This is a genomic window from Sphingobacterium paludis, from assembly GCF_004364125.1.
In the GTDB taxonomy this organism is placed as follows: domain Bacteria; phylum Bacteroidota; class Bacteroidia; order Sphingobacteriales; family Sphingobacteriaceae; genus Sphingobacterium; species Sphingobacterium paludis.
The window spans coordinates 237,028-254,627 of the sequence record NZ_SNZV01000002.1 but is presented as its reverse complement, the minus strand read 5'-3'; the positions used below and the strand labels follow the sequence as shown (position 1 = coordinate 254,627).

Genomic DNA, 17,600 nt, shown 5'->3' with positions numbered 1-17,600 from the left:
ATGGATGTGCAGGTAAAGGTGTGTGGCATGCGAGAGCCAGAAAACATTACTGCGCTGGTGGCGCTTCCCATAGATTATATCGGCTTTATTTTCTATGAAAAATCTCCTCGGTTTATTCCCCATGTTCCGACTATGATATCCATTCCGCAAAACATAAAAAAGATAGGTGTTTTCGTAGACGCGCCAGAGAGCTACATTCAGGAGAAGCTGGAAGAGGGTTTAGCTGGTATACAGCTTCATGGAAACGAATCAGCCGAAGCATGCCGGCGCTTTAAGCAGCAAGGTGTTCTCGTAGTAAAGGCCTTCGGAATAGGGCAAAATTTTGATTGGCAGCAATTGTATCCGTATCTTGATGTCGTTGACTATTTCCTTTTCGACACGAAAAGTACAGCACATGGGGGAACAGGTCTTGCATTCGATTGGACACTCTTGACCGGATATCCTTTTGATGTACCCTACTTTTTGAGTGGTGGCCTCTCACTAGCAAACATAGAGGAAGCCAAGAATTTAATGGACGATAGGCTTCAAGGCTTAGACCTGAATTCGAAGTTCGAATCCGCTCCGGCTTTTAAAGACATAGACAAACTAGCAAACGCTTTGAAAATTATTAAAGATGAGTAAATATCAAGTTGACAAAAAAGGATATTATGGGCCATTTGGTGGTGCATACATCCCAGAAATGCTGTATCCAAATGTGGAAGAGCTCCAGTCAAGATACCTGGAAATCATGCAAGAAGAGAGTTTCCAGCAGGAATTTCATGCCTTGTTAAAAGATTACGTAGGTCGTCCATCGCCATTGTATCACGCCAAAAGGCTTTCGGAACGATATGGAGCAACTATATTTTTGAAAAGAGAAGACCTGAATCATACCGGTGCACACAAGATAAACAACACGATTGGGCAAATCCTTTTGGCAGAGCGACTGGGTAAAAAGCGCATTATTGCGGAGACAGGCGCTGGGCAACATGGTGTAGCGACCGCTACGGTATGTGCTTTAAAAGGTCTTGAATGTGTCGTATATATGGGTGAGGTAGATATCGCGCGCCAAGCCCCTAATGTAGCACGCATGAAAATGATGGGTGCGAAAGTCGTTGCGGCAACCTCAGGCAGCAAAACCTTGAAAGACGCCACGAATGAAGCGCTTCGCGATTGGATAAACAATCCGGTAGACACGCACTACATTATCGGTTCTGTGGTGGGGCCACACCCCTACCCTGACTTGGTTGCGCGTTTCCAATCCATCATTTCGGAAGAAACGAAAAAGCAGCTAGTCGAAAAGACCGGAAGCACAACGCCAGACTATGTATTGGCTTGTGTTGGCGGTGGTTCTAATGCAGCGGGGATGTTTTATCATTTTCTAGATGATGAGCAGGTGAAGTTGATTGCCGTAGAAGCGGCCGGCCATGGCGTTGATAGCGGCGAGACTGCCGCCACGACCGCTTTGGGCAAAGACGGTGTGTTGCACGGTAGCCGCTCTATCTTGATGCAGACTGAAGATGGTCAAGTAATCGAACCCTACTCCATATCTGCCGGCTTAGATTATCCAGGTATAGGCCCACAGCACGCTTGGCTCTTTAAAAGCGGCAGGGGGCAATATGTAAGCATCACTGACGATGAAGCCATGCAAGCCGGATTATTACTCACCAAACTGGAAGGTATCATTCCGGCCATAGAGAGTTCGCACGCATTGGCCCACCTCGAAAAAATGACGTTTACAGGTGATGAAAATGTTGTCATCTGCCTATCAGGTCGAGGAGACAAGGACTTGGATAACTACATGAAATATTTTGGTTTTTAACACATGAAAGAGAATATATTCCAGCACAAGCAGCAAAAACTGCTTTCCATCTATTACACGGCAGGTTATCCTACATTGGACAGCACCATCGATATTGCTGAGGAACTGGAGAAATCCGGCGCAGACTTCTTAGAAATTGGCTTCCCTTATTCAGATCCGGTAGCCGATGGGCCGGTTATCCAAAACAGTTCGGAGCTCGCGCTACAAAACGGCATGAATTTAAAAGTACTGTTTGAACAGTTGAAAACGCTACGTTCTCGTGTTTCAATCCCTGTTTTTTTGATGGGATATTTTAATCCGGTACTACAATATGGCGTAGAGAATTTCTGCAGATCCTGTCAGGAAGTGGGCGTGAATGGGGTCATCATTCCTGATTTGCCGATGTATGAGTACGAAGACTTATACGAGACGATTTTTAAGCAACATGGTATCAGCAACATTTTTCTGGTAACGCCGCAAACTTCCACCGAGCGGATTCGTAAGATCGACAAGCTTTCCAACAGCTTTATCTATCTTTTATCTTCCAATGCAACAACAGGTAAGAACTTGGAAGTGGGAGAATCTTCTACGGCCTATTTCAAACGCTTAAAAGAAATGGAGCTGGAAAATCCACTTGTCATTGGTTTCGGAATATCCAATGCAGAAACGTTTGCAAAAGCAACAGCTTACGCGCATGGAGCCATCATTGGGTCGGCCTTCGTAAAATTGTTGTCTCGCCCGGATTACCACAACGAGATTAAAAATTTTGTAAAAAAGATCAAGTCTTAACCATTCCAGGTAGCTAGCGGTACGCGGAGCCGTTAGCTACTCGTTGCTGATTAGATTGTATGCCGTTATGCCAACCTCTAATCCATTCTGATTTATTTTCTTATATTTGCAGTGTATGAAAGTATTCGTTGCTTATATCATGATGGTTCTCTATGCGGTCACCTGCACGGGCGCTACTGTATATATGCATCGGTGTCAAGAAGGCGATCTTATCGTTCTTAAAACGAAGAAAGAATCCATGCCTGATGCGTGTCCACACTGTATGGAATCGGAAGGCTGCGCGGAGAATAGCAACGATACCCAAACGGACTGTCACGAAAAGGAAAATTGCTGCTCAGAGATTGTCCTCGACCTTCGAAAAGGTGAAACCAAAATGGAGAACGCATCGAACATGCTTCCACTTTTTACCACTTCACCGGCGATATTGACACTCTTCTGGATCCTTCCTATCCCTGATAGCAATGATCATGTGTTTCAAGCGCCTGTTTTCCAATCTTCGCCAACCTCGGTCACGGACTCCCCTCCCTATCTTATTCATTGTAATTTCCGTATTTGATTTTTAAACTGAATTCGATTGTTTCCGTTACGCTTTGCGTGCGGCCTACCTCTTTTTAGTTTTTTATTATCAAATTCTATTACATGCATACACTATTTAAAGCATTTTTAATACTTGCCTTTACCCTTATCTATACAGCAACGTTTTCGCAACAGCGAGATACGATACAATTTGAAGTAGCAGGGAACTGCGGGCTGTGTAAACAGCGCATAGAGAAAGCAGCCAAAATTAAAGGCGTTGATGAAGCCGTTTGGGACATGGAGACCAATATGGCTACCGTTTACTTCCACAGAGATAAAACCTCCAGCACCGCTATTAAACAGGCTATTGCCGATGTGGGTCATGATACCGATGACATCCGTGCCCAGGATGACGTTTATGCGAAACTGCATGAATGTTGCCTGTACGAACGGCTGGATTCAGCTTCAGAAACAAATAGCCTGGACGATCACGAAAATCACGATCACGAGCATACCGTACGTGGTGTAGTTGTACAAGAAAATGGGAAAGGGGAACTCACACCCATTGCCGGCGTCAACATCAGCTGGCAAGAAAATCCGCAAAAAACGGTACAAACCAACGAAAATGGCGTATTCGATATTGTTCATCAGACGGGATATGCCAACCTAATCGTCAGCTTCGTCGGGATGAAGGCAGACACCATTCTGGTGAAAAACCTCCACGAGGTTTTGGTCATTCACGCGAAAGATAATGTATTGGCCGAGGTCGTGGTGTCCCGAAAACAACGATCCAATTACATCGCTAAACTTTCTCCCAATCGTATCGAAATGATCACGGCAAAGGAATTATTTAAAGCCGCCTGTTGCGATTTAAGCGAGAGCTTCGAAACCAATGCGTCGGTCGATGTAGTCAGTAGTGATGCCGTTACCGGAGCCAAACAAATCCAACTGCTGGGCTTGAGCGGCGTTTACACACAGCTAACTGTAGAAAATCTCCCCGGTCCACGAGGCTTTGCAGCACCACTTGGACTAAACAGTATGGCTGGACCCTGGATTGAGTCTATACAGATCAGTAAAGGGATGGGATCTGTAGCCAATGGTTTCGAAAGCATGTCAGGCCAAATCAACGTGGAACTCAAAAAGCCGCATAATACCGATCAGCTTTATTTTAATGCCTATGCGAATAATATGGGCAGAACGGATGTAAACCTCAATCTAGCAAAAAAAATAAACGACAAGTGGTCGGTTGGACTATTACTACATGATAACTTCATGTATAACAAATCCATGAACTTTAGCAATAATGGCTTCCGCGACATGCCTGTAGGCAATGTCTTTTCTGGTGTGAACAGATGGCATTACGAAAACGGCAAAGGCCTTATCGCACAGTTTGGAATAAAATACTTAAGTGATGATCGCACGGGTGGAGAGATCGACTTTAATGAAAGGACGGATAAGCTAACAACCAACAGGTATGGGTTGGGCTTTGACATCGACCGCATCGAGGGTTTTGCCAAGATTGGTTATGTATTTCCAAATCACAAACTGCGAAGTATAGGGCTACAAGTATCTGGCGCGCACTATCGCCAGGACAGCTACTTCGGTTTAACCACCTACAACAGTGAACAGCGTAGCGGCTACGCGAATCTGCTCTATCAAGATGTATTGGGTAGTGTGATGCATAAATACAGAGCAGGGCTGTCTCTGTCTTACGACAAATACAACGAGCAGATTGTAACGAATGACTTTCGTCGCACGGAAGCGGTGTCTGGCGCTTTTCTGGAATATACATTCGCGCCCAATGAAAAATTTGACGCTGTTTTGGGAATTCGTCAGGATTATAATAGCATCTATGGGTGGTTTACCACACCCCGAGCGGTATTGCGCTACGCCCCTGCTCCGAATACCACCTTTCGCCTAAGTTCCGGCAGAGGACAACGTACGGCCAATATATTTGCCGAAAACATGGGTATCTTTGCGTCGAGCCGGGCTGTAGATTATGCACAACTTGCTTCGTCAAGCAACACTGCATATGGCTTAAAACCAGAGGTTTCTTGGAATACGGGACTTACGTTCGATCAGGATTTTCAGCTTTTCGGAAGAGAATCTGGCTTTTCTGTCGAACTTTTCCATAACAACTTTAGCAATCAAGTGGTCGTGGATTGGGAAAACCCGCGTGCCGTTTCGTTTTACAACCTAGACGGCAAATCATTTTCCAACAGCCTTCAAGCAGATTTCCGTTTTATGCCTATAGCGCATCTAGAAACGCGATTTGCCTACCGCTTACTTGATGTACAGACCGACTATCAAGCTGGCCGATTGCAAAAGCCTTTAACAGCAAAGCATAGGGGATTTGTAAATATGGCCTACAATTTACATAGTGGTTGGAGCTTTGACTACACGCTAAACGTGGTTGGCAAAAAGAGGCTTCCTTCTACGGTAGAAAACCCTGCTGCCTATCAACTGCAAGCCTATTCGGATGCCTATGTAACGATGAACGCACAGGTTAGTAAAAGTCTGGGAAAAGAGAAAAACCTTACGGTCTATCTAGGGGGAGAGAATTTAACCAACTTTTTCCAGAAAAACCCGATCCTGGCTTTTGATGAGCCTTTTGGACAGTTTTTTGACACCAACCTTCTTTGGGGGCCGATCGCCGGACGACTTTTTTATGCTGGTTTAAGGTATACGATCAAATAACCCAACGATGCTGGACACATGACCATGTGCCGCAATATGTACAAAAAAGTCTTGCCTACTTCAAAGCGGCAAGACTTTTTGTTTACTTCATAGTTTACAGCCTTAGGCGCTAGCAATAATTACTTTTAATTCTTGATACAGTCGTGCGGTGGGTAGCCCCACCACATTCTCATAAGAACCTTGCAAAGCTTTCACGCCGATCAGACCAATCCATTCTTGTATTCCGTAAGAGCCAGCCTTATCCAATGGTAGGAAGCGCTCTACGTAGTCTAAAATTTCATCCTCATGTATCGGATAGAAGCAAACACCGGTACGCTCAACAAACGAATGGATCTTACCCTGGTACCCCATAGCAACAGCAGTAAGCACATCGTGCGCTGTTCCCTGCAATTTCCTGAGCGTGGCAACCGCCTCATCTATGTCTTTTGGCTTGCCCAAGATTTGCCCATCGTGAACGACTACCGTATCTGCCGTAATCACAAGGCTATCAACAAATAGATCATCATGAAATGCAGCTAACTTCTTCAAGGCAATGCTCCTTACAATGTCATCTGGTGATTGCTGTGGATTAAACTCCTCATCGGTTTCCCTTACGATAACCTGAAAATCTATACCAAGGTTGGCCAAAAGTTCCTTTCGCCGTGGCGACTGCGAACCCAATACCACAGGGATTCCGTCTATTTGCTTTATCAACATACTATATACTTTTTATTCCCGTTTCTACGTTCCATAGTCCGCGAAGTCGCAGAATCTTTTCCAATACATCGCGTACGCATCCCTCACCGCCACGGTATGGCGAAACGTAAGCCGCAATATTCTTTATTTCGTCTACAGCATCTTGCGGACAAAGTGCCAATGCAACATCTTTCATGCACAGTAGATCAGGAATGTCATCGCCCATAAACGCTATATCTTGTATAGCTAAACCTAGGCGCGAGATAATCTGGCGCATCAGGGTCAATTTATCCGAAACGCCTAAATGCACTTCCTTGACACCAAGACCGCTCATCCTTTGTAGAACACCTTGCGATTGCCCTCCACTGATAACGATGATATGCAGCCCCGCTTTCATGGCAAGTTGAATAGCATAGCCATCTTTAATGGAAAAACGTCTCAACTGCTCGCCAGCTTCCGTTACCAAGACAGTGCCATCTGTAAGCACGCCATCAACGTCCAACACGACGGCTTTAATTTTTGCAAACTGCTGTAAAACCATAGCGTCAAAAATAAGAAATTTGAAGCGTAATGCTTAATGAGGAGGGTCGCAATCCAGATCAGACAATTATTTATTGAAAAAAGACATTACATCAAAGGTTTGTCAGAATTTAGTTGTTATCACAACTAAATAGGCAAAAAGCATGGATTGCTTAGATTTTAGACGTACATTTGTATTGTGATCGATCAACAAGAGCAATCACGACATAACATTGTCTTTTCATAATTTAGGTTTATAATTGGTTAGTAGCAAACCCTGACGCCCATCGTCAGGGTTTTGTATGTATAACAACTATTTTCCTAATAACTCGTTAACTTTTACCTTTATCATTACCGGAAGGTTTCGCTATGGAACTTCGCATATCGGTATCTGCCTGTATATTCTGCATCTTGTAATAATCCATGATGCCTAAATTACCATTGCGAAAGGCTTCGGCCATGGCCATAGGCACCTGTGCTTCCGCTTCGATTACTTTGGCTTTTGCCTCTTGTGCTTTAGCACGCATTTCTTGCTCATTAGCTACGGCCATAGCACGACGTTCTTCTGCGCGCGCGTTTGCCACTTTCAGATCTGCCTCTGCCTGGTCGGTTTGTAGCTTTGCGCCAACGTTTTCACCAATATCTATATCCGCAATATCTATGGAAAGAATTTCGAAGGCAGTTCCTGAGTCCAGCCCCTTCGATAAGACTGTCTTTGAAATCCGATCCGGATTTTCCAAGACCTCTTTATGGTTGATAGAAGAACCTATCGTAGTCACAATCCCCTCACCTACACGGGCTAAAATTGTTTCCTCACCGGCTCCCCCTACCAATTGGTTGATATTTGCACGAACTGTTACGCGCGCCTTCGCGATAAGTTGAATGCCATCTTTTGCGACAGCAGCCACGGGCGGCGTATTGATCACTTGCGGATTAACCGATAACTGTACCGCATCAAACACGTCACGTCCTGCCAAATCAATTGCCGTGGCCAGTTTAAAATCCAAAGGAATATTAGCCTTATCTGCCGAAATTAAAGCTTTGATTACCTTATTAACGTTCCCTCCAGCCAAATAATGGGTTTCAATTTCATTGGATGTGATACGAAGACCTGCCTTCGTGGAGGTGATCATAGCGTTGGTAACCAGCGAAGGCGGCACCTTTCTCAATCGCATCAACACTAAATTCAACAGGCTTATCTTCACGTTAGAAAGTTGTGCTGTAAACCACAGATTCACCGGCAACAAATACAACAACAGAAAAAACGCAACGACGCCACCAACGATAATTAAAATTAAACTAATTCCTGGATCCATAAATCTTGACTTTAAGTAATAGCTTAAAGTTATCACTTTATTTAAGATATCCCATACATTGCGTTCTTAAACTTCCTTTTTTATAGGGGATGAGGCCCGCATTTCTTCCTCCAAAGCTTCCGTGTCGCCCCCAACAAATGAAATTATCGAAAGGCGGTAAACCATATTTTGTTATCAGCTATAGAAAGCATTGCAATTAATAGTTACTTTTGCAGAAATAGCAGACTATCAGACAAGCCGTATCACATGAAATTCAAAAAAGAAGCAGTCCTGAAATGGGAGTTATTCATCGGAATAATAGTTGCTTACCTCATCATTATCGGCACCGCCGTGTATTTTTTTACCGCGCTTGGCACCCGAGTCGACCATGTGAAGGTAGCCAATGATCGACTTCAGAAAAAAGCAAATATCCTTAATGAAATCGACCAACAGATTTTCAAAGCCATTCAGGAAAAAACACGCTACTTACTAAAGGATGAATCCCAAGACCTGAACAACTTCACCAATCTCTTAAAGCTCGTTGAACATTCCGCTATTGATTTGAAGGAAGATTTTGACGAAAATCACCCTTTCAGTAGAGAGGTGAACACTTTTGAGACCGCTAGTCGCCAGATGTTCGATGCGGATACCATTTGGAAACAAAGGAATGACGACATCATCGATAATAAAGAGTCACTTTTACAAGAGCAGTCTACGCTAAATAAGAGCATGCTCACGTTGCGTAACATGATACTGCGTGAACGGCAGCAGGTCTCCAGCGATTTCCATCGCTCGGTGACGACGCTAAAGACCACGGCTTATTTTCTTATTGGGCTACCTTTGATCTTCATTTTATTTATTTTCAATCGTGTAGTTCGGATTATTCGTGAACTGAGCCGTCGCTCAAAAGAATCATTGAAATTAAACAAAGAGATCCATCAGGCGCAGCAAAACATAGAATTGACCAATTGGGTATTAGCGGAATCCGGCCTACTGAGCGAGAAGTTGACCGGTATTGATGATGAAAACGTAATCGCGGAGACGGCATTCAATACCATAGTAAATTCGATTCGTTTTTTTGCGGGAGCATTGTACATACGCCGCATGGACTCCTATGAATATGTTTTGAAACAACAGATCGGTATTGATAACGACACCGCACCCCATCCTACGTTTCTTCATGGAGAAGGCCTTTTGGGCGGCGCAACAAAGGGAAAAGAAATCAAGATACTCAATCAGCATACCAAGGAGGTCATGACGTCTTCTTCTAGCTTAAAAGGAAACCAAATTAGCACCATTATCCTTGTTCCTCTCGTCTTCGAACAACAATGTCTGGGAATATTGGAGATTGGCGGTGCGTTTGACGACATGGCCTTGACGAAGACTTTGCAATATCTGGAACGGGTATCACGCATACTCGCAATGTCCATAAAATTCGGGCAGAGCCATATGCTGGTGGAAAGCTTGCTCGAGGAAACCCAACAACAAACCGAAGAGCTGGAGGCGCAGCAGGAGGAATTACGCATCACGAACGAAGAGCTTATTTATAAAACGAATTTGCTGGAAGCTTCAGAGGAGGAGCTACGCGTACAACAAGAAGAGCTTCAACAGACAAATTCTGAATTGGAGGAGAAAGCAAAGCAGCTTGAACTCCGTAACCAAGAACTTAATACCGCCCAGAAAATCGTAGAAGAAAAAATACAGGAAGTAGAACTGGCCAGTAAGTATAAGTCTGAGTTTATGGCCAACATGAGCCACGAACTGCGCACCCCATTAAATAGTATTCTTATACTTGCAAAGTTACTTCAAGACAACAAAAACCGAAATCTAGATACCGATCAAGTAAAATACGCCTCCGTCATCCACAGCGCCGGCAGCGACCTTTTACAACTGATTAATGAGTTGCTCGACCTCGCAAAAATTGAATCAGGCAAAGTAGAGTTGAATTACGAGCGCATTAATATGCGGGAGTTTATTAACAATCTTGAAAATCTGTTTTCATCCGCCGCCGAAGAACGCAATATATCATTCACCATAGATCTGCAGGAACCGATACCGCCCGACTTTGTCAGCGATGAATATCGCCTAGAGCAAGTGCTTAAAAATTTCCTTTCCAACGCCTTCAAATTTACAGACAAAAAAGGTTCCGTTGAATTGACGATCAAAGTGGTCAATGAGAACCTGAAATTCATTGTTACCGATAATGGAAAAGGGATTTCAGAGGAGAAACAGCAGCTAATTTTCGAAGCTTTTCGCCAAGAAGATGGATCGACCAGCCGCAAATATGGCGGTACAGGACTAGGCCTTTCCATCAGCAGAGAGATAGCTTCACTTCTGGGTGGCCGCATCACGCTAAGCAGCGAACTGCATAAAGGAAGCACATTCACCTTAATTATACCTTACAAAACTGCGGGAGATATCCCTTTAGTACAAGAACCCGAGAAAAAAAGTACCGGAAGCTTGCTGGCCAACAATCCAAAAACCGAGGTCAATGCCTTACCTGTTTCTGAAAATTCCACGCTTGAACCGCAGGAAGAAACAACGAGCAAAAACTTATTGATTGTTGAAGACGACATTAAATTCGCCGATATATTGCGAGACTTTGCTCATATGCATGGTTTTCAGGTTATGCTGTCCCACGACGGTGTCGATGCCGTACAAAAGGCAAAGCAATTTAAGCCGCATGCGATCATACTTGACGTGATGCTACCCCTCTCTGACGGCTGGGAAGTACTGAAAACGTTGAAAGGAATACCGGAGACCAAGCATATTCCTATACACATGATGTCCGCCGCGAACTTTACACAACGCGAGTTTATCGAAAATGGTGCGATAGGCTTCCTGTCCAAGCCAGTTTCCGAAGATTCGCTGAAAAAAGTTTTCGATAACATTCGCCTAAATATTAATAGTAGCATTAAAAAGGTATTGCTTATCGAAGATCAAGAATTTCAAAGCGAAATCATCAAATCTGCATTTGCCGAGCAAAACATCAACGTTATTCAAGCTTTTTCTGCGAGCACTGCGCTCAGCAAACTTGATACAGAGGAGAATATCGATTGCGTGATTCTTGACATTAAGCTACCCGATGCCGACGGACTAGACGTTCTTGATCAAATCAAATCGATGCCCAACTACACCGAGACACCAATCATCATCAACACGGCCTATGATTTATCAAAAAAACAGATAGATCACATCCAGCAATACACGAAGGCGATGGTCTTGAAATCCGGGAAAAGTAACAGCCGTTTGATCGACGAAGTGAAGTTGTTCTTAAACAAGATCATCTCTGATGATTATATGCCGGTCAAAAACATTGAGAAACTTGACAACCTCGGCAACAGTACCGACAACCTGCACGGAAAGACGGTATTGATAGCGGACGATGATATGCGCAATGTCTTTGCGCTTACCACGATGCTTCAAGGGTATAATATGGAGATTGAAATCGCTAACAATGGCCGGGAAGCCGTCGATATCGTAAAACAAAGCGCCCGAAAAATTGACATCGTTTTAATGGATATCATGATGCCTGAGATGGATGGGTATGAAGCGATAGCAGAGATCCGGAAAGATAAAGCCTTCGCAAATCTTCCGATCATCGCGGTAACCGCCAAAGCCATGAAAGGCGACCGCGAGAAATCCATCCAGATAGGAGCTAGTGACTATGTTAGCAAGCCCATTGATATTAATAAACTTGTTTCCTTAATGCGTGTATGGCTAAGTTAAGCGTATCCCATATTAGCTTCCTCGAACTGCAGGAAATTGTGGATTTATTTGGCAAGGTATCTGGCTATGATCTATCCGGCTACAGTAAATCTTCCCTCAAACGGCGAATACAGCGTGTTTTGGACTTGGAGCGCATGGATGTTGTTGACCTTAAAAATGCCATCACCAACATTGAAAGTTTTCAGACTTATCTGATGAACGAAGTTACGGTAAACGTAACCGAAATGTTTAGAGATCCACAATACTATGCGGCGCTACGCAATGATGTACTCCCTTACCTGGAAACCTATCCACAACTGAAATTTTGGAGTGCCGGATGTTCGACGGGTGAAGAAGTGTATTCGCTCGCCATTTTGTTGATGGAGATGGGGCTCTACGATAGAAGTTTCATTTACGGAACGGATATCAATGGAAGTGTATTGGAAACAGCGAGAAAGGCAATATACCCGTTGAAAAAAATAAAAAGTTACAGCGAAAACTACAATGCCTCCGGATCGCATGGTAGCCTGTCAGACTATTACACAGCAATGTACGAAGCTGCCATCGTGAATGCTGAAGTCAGGAAAAATATCCTTTTTTCTCAGCACAATCTAGCTACCGATTACATCTTTAATGAATTTCAATTCATATCTTGCCGCAATGTGCTGATCTACTTCGACATGGAACTGCAAAACAAGGTCTTTAACTTATTTTACAATTCGTTGGTGGAATTTGGCTTTCTGTGTTTAGGTTCCAAGGAAACACTATTAAACAGGGATATTATGTCTAATTTTAAGGTGATAAATAAAGAATTCAACATCTACCAGAAGATTAAGTGATGAGCAAGGCCGATGAAATCATATTGATAGGCGGAAGCGCAGGTTCGTACAATCTGATTGTAGCAATTATCGAATCGCTGCCGTCCTATTTTATATATGCAATCGTCGTGATTATACATCGCAACCCTAAGTTCGTTACCCGGATTGAAGACACGCTAGCAGCCAGGTTACACCGACCTATTATACAAGCCGGCGACAAAACGAATATATCGAAGAATATGATCTATTTTGCGGTACCTGGATACCATTTACTCGTCGAACCAGACCGCACGTTTTCCCTGGATATTTCCGAACAGATCCAGTTTTCCCGGCCATCTATTGATGTGCTGTTTGAAACAGCGGCAGAGATCTATGGGAAACGCTGTAGCGCCTTTCTGCTCTCCGGCGCCAATAAAGATGGAACAGATGGCATAAGAATCGTACAGAAAATGGGGGGAAAAGCTTTTGTACAGTCGCCAGAAGAAGCTCGTATGCGCACCATGCCTGAGAGTGCGATACGCGCCAATCAGGAAATCAATATATTTACAGATCAAGAGATCATTTCCTATTTCAGGGATCTAAAATAAAGTCTATGAAAAATGTAAATCTTCTTATTTTAGATGACAAGGAAGAAAATATCATCAGCTTATCCGCTTTGTTAGCCGATGTTCATCACATTAATATAATCAGTTCGACAGATCCGAATGAAGCGTTAAAGATTTGTTGGAAAAATGATATTGCGATTGCTTTAGTTGATGTGCAAATGCCGGATATAAACGGCTTTGAATTTGTGTCGTTATTAAAATCAAATCCAAAGACCAACCACATCATGGCCATTATGGTCACGGCGATTTCGAAGGAAGAGCGCTACTTTCTAAAGGGATTGGAAAGTGGAGCTATCGATTATCTCTACAAACCCCTTAACCCTGAAATCACGGTCGCAAAGGTGACGTCCTTCGTCAATCAAATCCATATTCAGGAAGAAATAAAGCAGAAAAACATAGCGTTAGAAGAATCCCGGAAGCAGCTCTTGGCAGCTAAGGAAGATGCAGAGGAAGCACGAAAATCAAAGGAAATCTTCTTGGCCAACATGAGCCATGAAATCAGAACGCCTATAAATGGTATTATCGGCATCATACATATGCTTCGCAATTCAGAACTCAACGTCGAGCAGAAAGACTGGATCCAACGACTGGATATTGCATCCAATTCATTGCTGCTGATTATTAACGATATTCTCGACATCTCTAAAATTGACTCGGGCATGATGAAGGTAGAGAATGAGAGTTTCTCACTGAGACAGAAGTTGGAAGATATTCGCAAAATATTTAAGGTCAAAGCGTTGGATAAGCAGCTTGATTTCGAGATGGAAATAGACCCGCGTCTTCCGGAATATGTAAAAAGTGACCCGTTAAGGATACAACAAATAGTCAATAACTTCATATCAAACAGTCTAAAATTTACGGAGACTGGCACGATTAGATTAAAAGCAGAGGTTCTTAATCAATCCAACACAGAATCTACTATCAAACTTACGGTAACAGACACGGGTATTGGTGTAAAGGCTGACGCGATTGATAAGATTTTCCTAGCTTTTGAGCAGGCGGACGATGGAATCACCAAAAAATTTGGCGGAACAGGTCTTGGATTGGCCATTGTCAAACGTCTTGCGGATCTCCTCAACGGAACGGTCAGCGCCGAGAGCATCTATGGTGATGGGTCTGCCTTCTCCTTCCAAGCGACTTTCGAACATGCGGAGCATTTTCCCAACGAGGATAAAATGGATAAAAAAGTATTTTCAAAACTGGAAAAATTTGAGGATCTAAGTATCCTCATTGCCGAAGACAACGATCTTAACAGCTTCATGCTGGCCCATATGCTTGAATCGTGGGGGTGTAAGGTCGACAATGTCAAGAATGGACGGCAGGCTGTTGAGAAGGTCAATCAGTACGATTATGATCTGATTATGATGGATACGCACATGCCGATCATGTCAGGTTTTGAAGCGATAAAAGAGATCAAGAAGAATTCCAATATGCAAAAAACCTTTATCCCAATTATCACGATCTCGGCGTCGGTACTCGAACACGAACAGGCCGCTGCTTACGAAGCTGGGGCCGACAGTGTCATCGGAAAACCGTTTGATCCGCTAGATCTGCATCAGAAAATAAGTAACCTCATCAGCAAGAAAAGAGTACAGTACGATTAAAAAATAATGATTAGCTTTGTTGAAAGCACACATATTTAATTTGTAAAATGAAAAGATTATTTGTTTTTCCAGCGATTGCTATTGTCCTTTCGCTTGCAGCATGTGGAGGTAGTGAGAATAAAAATACTTCTACAACCACAGAGGAAACCACTTCTTCATCAGAGAGCGCAACAGCCGAAACCGTCCCTGGTATTGAAAATGTAGAAACATCAAACACGATCGTTGTTGAATCCAACGACCAAATGAAATTTGACAAAGAATTGCTTCGCGTAAAAGCTGGCGAGGAGATTTCATTGACTTTGAAAAACGTAGGTACGTTACCAAAAGAATCTATGGGACATAATTTAATTGTTTTGAAACCCGGTGTAGATGTTGCTACGTTTGCTGGTGAAGCTACGGCTGCTGCTGATGCCGACTACATTCCAAAAACGGCTCTGAGCTCAATCGCAGCACATACAAAACTATTAGGTCCCGGTGAAGAGGATAAAATATCGTTCACCTTAGAAAAAGGCGTTTACACGTTCATTTGTAGTTTTCCAGGACACTACGGCGTGATGCAAGGAAAAATCGTGGCAGAATAGTACTAACGATCTACTTGATATAACAAAGCACTTATTGAATAATAAGTGCTTTGTTGCTTGTATACACTTGGTTTTTTACATCTTAAATACAATTTAGTTTATATAAATTACCTAACTTTGATACCGTAACTTTATACCAAATTTTTATGCAATACGACGTAATCGTTATAGGAAGTGGTCCAGGTGGATATGTTGGAGCTATCCGCTGTGCACAACTAGGCCTTAAAACAGCCGTTATTGAAAAATATAGCACATTTGGCGGTACATGCTTGAATGTGGGCTGTATTCCTTCTAAAGCCTTATTGGACACATCCGAACACTATCACAATGCAGCACATAACTTCGAGACACACGGTATCGGACTGAGCAATTTAAAGATTGATGTTAAAAAAATGATCGATCGTAAGAATGATGTGATCGCTCAAAATACCGCAGGTATTACTTTTTTATTCAAGAAAAATAAAATAGATAGTTATGAAGGCGTAGGATCATTTGTTGATAAAAATACGATTAAGGTAACGAAGAGTGATGGAAGCACGGAAGAGCTAAAAGCAAAAAACGTCATTATCGCTAGCGGTTCGAAACCTACGGCTTTGCCCTTTTTACCGATTGATAAAAAACGTATCATCACATCCACAGAAGCGTTGAACCTGCAAGAAGTTCCGAAACACCTCATCGTTATTGGTGGCGGCGTTATCGGCTTGGAACTAGGTTCTGTATATGCACGCCTGGGTGCTAAAGTTTCTGTCGTAGAATTTGCGAAATCAATCATTGGAACGATGGATGGCGGACTTGGAAAAGAGTTGCAGCGCGTATTAAAGAAAAACCTGGGCATGGAATTTTTCTTGGGTCATAAAGTGACCGGCGCTACGACAAAAGGTAAAAATGTAACTGTTACGGCAGAGGATCCGAAAGGACAAACTGTTGAATTGCAGGGCGACTATTGTATCGTGTCTGTAGGTAGAACGGCATATACAGAAGGGCTAGGCTTGGAGAACATCGGTATTACACCAGAAGAGCGCGGCAATAAGATTCCAGTGAACGAGCATCTAGAAACATCCGTCGAGGGCGTGTACGCAATCGGCGATGTGATAAAGGGCGCGATGCTGGCTCATAAAGCAGAAGACGAAGGGATTTATGTTGCCGAGCGCATTGTCGGTCAAAAACCGCATATTGACTATAACCTTATCCCTGGAGTTGTATATACTTGGCCAGAGGTTGCATCTGTTGGAAAAACAGAAGAGCAACTGAAAGAAGCGGGTGTGAAATATAAAACAGGTTCATTCTCCTTTAAGGCTTCCGGCCGGGCGAAGGCCTCTGGCGACACCGATGGCTTTGTTAAAGTTTTGGCTAATAGCGAAACTGACGAAGTGTTAGGCGTGCACATTATTGGTCCACGCGCGGCAGATATGATTGCTGAAGCCGTGGTCGCGATGGAGTACAGAGCCTCTGCCGAAGATATCGGTAGAATATGCCATGCGCACCCAACATACACGGAAGCGCTGAAAGAAGCTGCGCTTGCCGCAACAGCAAATAGAGCTATTCACGCATAAAAACAGAGAATATGTAAAAAGCAAGAAGGAGCATCCTTCTTGCTTTTTTAACAAAATAACACCATGAACTTTTATACCCGAAAATGGATTAAGCCAGAAGATTTAAACCCAAACGGTTCACTCTTCGGCGGAACTTTGTTGCGTTGGATAGACGAAGAAGCCGTTATATATGCCATTGTACAACTGGGTAATCCACATGTGGTCACAAAATATATTTCGGAGATCAACTTCGTGAGTTCCGCAAAACAAGGTGATATTATAGAGATGGGCATCGAGGCTGTAAATTTTGGGCGCACTTCACTCACCATGCGCTGCGTCGTACGAAACAAGATCACGCGAAAGATCATCCTTTCCATCGACAAACTCGTGTTTGTCAATTTAGACGGAGAGGGTAACCCTACCCCGCACAACAAATCGGAAATTACCTATGCCTACAGCGGCATAGAAAAGACAAATCAATAGC

General features: G+C 43.3%; 15 protein-coding genes. 12 read left to right on the top strand and 3 right to left on the bottom strand.

The annotated features are described in order from the left end of the window. The 5 genes from B0I21_RS04005 (at position 1) to B0I21_RS03985 (ending at position 5,779) form a co-directional block, all read left to right on the top strand. On the top strand, positions 1–621 hold the full coding sequence (locus tag B0I21_RS04005; protein WP_133639183.1) for a phosphoribosylanthranilate isomerase: 621 nt from the start codon (positions 1–3) through the stop codon (positions 619–621). Then, entirely contained in the window at positions 614–1,798 is a 1,185-nt protein-coding gene (trpB, locus tag B0I21_RS04000; protein WP_133639182.1) for a tryptophan synthase subunit beta, read from the top strand. The genes B0I21_RS04005 and trpB overlap by 8 nt, the downstream gene beginning before the upstream one ends. Positions 1,799–1,801: 3 nt before the next feature. Beyond that, a complete protein-coding gene (gene trpA, locus B0I21_RS03995) occupies positions 1,802–2,566 on the top strand; it encodes a tryptophan synthase subunit alpha (RefSeq protein WP_133639181.1) in 765 nt (254 codons plus the stop codon). Positions 2,567–2,681: 115 nt separating this feature from the next. Then, positions 2,682–3,122 carry a hypothetical protein gene (locus B0I21_RS03990; RefSeq protein WP_133639180.1) on the top strand — a complete coding sequence of 147 codons (441 nt, stop codon included), beginning with the start codon at positions 2,682–2,684 and terminating at the stop codon, positions 3,120–3,122. A gap of 83 nt (positions 3,123–3,205) precedes the next feature. Continuing rightward, entirely contained in the window at positions 3,206–5,779 is a 2,574-nt protein-coding gene (locus tag B0I21_RS03985) for a TonB-dependent receptor domain-containing protein (RefSeq protein ID WP_133639179.1), read from the top strand. 102 nt (positions 5,780–5,881) lie between these two features. On the opposite strand, the gene B0I21_RS03980 is transcribed toward B0I21_RS03985, so the two are convergent. The 3 genes from B0I21_RS03980 to floA all read right to left on the bottom strand — a co-directional run bounded on the left by B0I21_RS03980 (position 5,882) and on the right by floA (position 8,289). Next, a complete protein-coding gene (locus tag B0I21_RS03980) occupies positions 5,882–6,475 on the bottom strand; it encodes a Maf family nucleotide pyrophosphatase (RefSeq protein ID WP_133639178.1) in 594 nt (197 codons plus the stop codon). Position 6,476: 1 nt separating this feature from the next. Then, positions 6,477–6,995 carry a KdsC family phosphatase gene (locus tag B0I21_RS03975; RefSeq protein ID WP_133639177.1) on the bottom strand — a complete coding sequence of 173 codons (519 nt, stop codon included), beginning with the start codon at positions 6,993–6,995 and terminating at the stop codon, positions 6,477–6,479. 310 nt (positions 6,996–7,305) lie between these two features. Next, positions 7,306–8,289: a flotillin-like protein FloA gene (gene floA / locus B0I21_RS03970; protein WP_133639176.1), complete on the bottom strand. Its 984-nt coding sequence runs from the start codon at positions 8,287–8,289 to the stop codon at positions 7,306–7,308. Between the two features lie 246 nt (positions 8,290–8,535). Between floA and B0I21_RS03965 the strand changes: the two genes are divergently transcribed. From B0I21_RS03965 to B0I21_RS03935, 7 genes are all read left to right on the top strand, one after another. Further along, the gene (locus B0I21_RS03965; RefSeq protein ID WP_133639175.1) at positions 8,536–11,997 is read left to right on the top strand and encodes a response regulator; all 3,462 of its coding nucleotides are present in this window, start codon (positions 8,536–8,538) and stop codon (positions 11,995–11,997) included. Further along, on the top strand, positions 11,985–12,815 hold the full coding sequence (locus tag B0I21_RS03960) for a CheR family methyltransferase (protein ID WP_133639174.1): 831 nt from the start codon (positions 11,985–11,987) through the stop codon (positions 12,813–12,815). The genes B0I21_RS03965 and B0I21_RS03960 overlap by 13 nt, the downstream gene beginning before the upstream one ends. Next, positions 12,815–13,381 (top strand): chemotaxis protein CheB, encoded by a 567-nt coding sequence (locus B0I21_RS03955; protein ID WP_133639173.1) that lies wholly within the window; start codon positions 12,815–12,817, stop codon positions 13,379–13,381. Before B0I21_RS03960 ends, B0I21_RS03955 begins: the two co-directional genes overlap by 1 nt. A 5-nt stretch (positions 13,382–13,386) precedes the next feature. Further along, complete coding sequence (locus tag B0I21_RS03950) at positions 13,387–15,003, top strand: response regulator (protein WP_133639172.1); 1,617 nt, start codon at positions 13,387–13,389, stop codon at positions 15,001–15,003. A gap of 47 nt (positions 15,004–15,050) precedes the next feature. Further along, positions 15,051–15,584: a plastocyanin/azurin family copper-binding protein gene (locus B0I21_RS03945; protein WP_133639171.1), complete on the top strand. Its 534-nt coding sequence runs from the start codon at positions 15,051–15,053 to the stop codon at positions 15,582–15,584. A 146-nt stretch (positions 15,585–15,730) separates the two neighbouring features. Then, the gene (gene lpdA, locus B0I21_RS03940; protein ID WP_133639170.1) at positions 15,731–17,137 is read left to right on the top strand and encodes a dihydrolipoyl dehydrogenase; all 1,407 of its coding nucleotides are present in this window, start codon (positions 15,731–15,733) and stop codon (positions 17,135–17,137) included. A gap of 63 nt (positions 17,138–17,200) precedes the next feature. Next, a complete protein-coding gene (locus B0I21_RS03935) occupies positions 17,201–17,599 on the top strand; it encodes an acyl-CoA thioesterase (protein ID WP_037495870.1) in 399 nt (132 codons plus the stop codon). Position 17,600 lies beyond the last annotated feature (1 nt).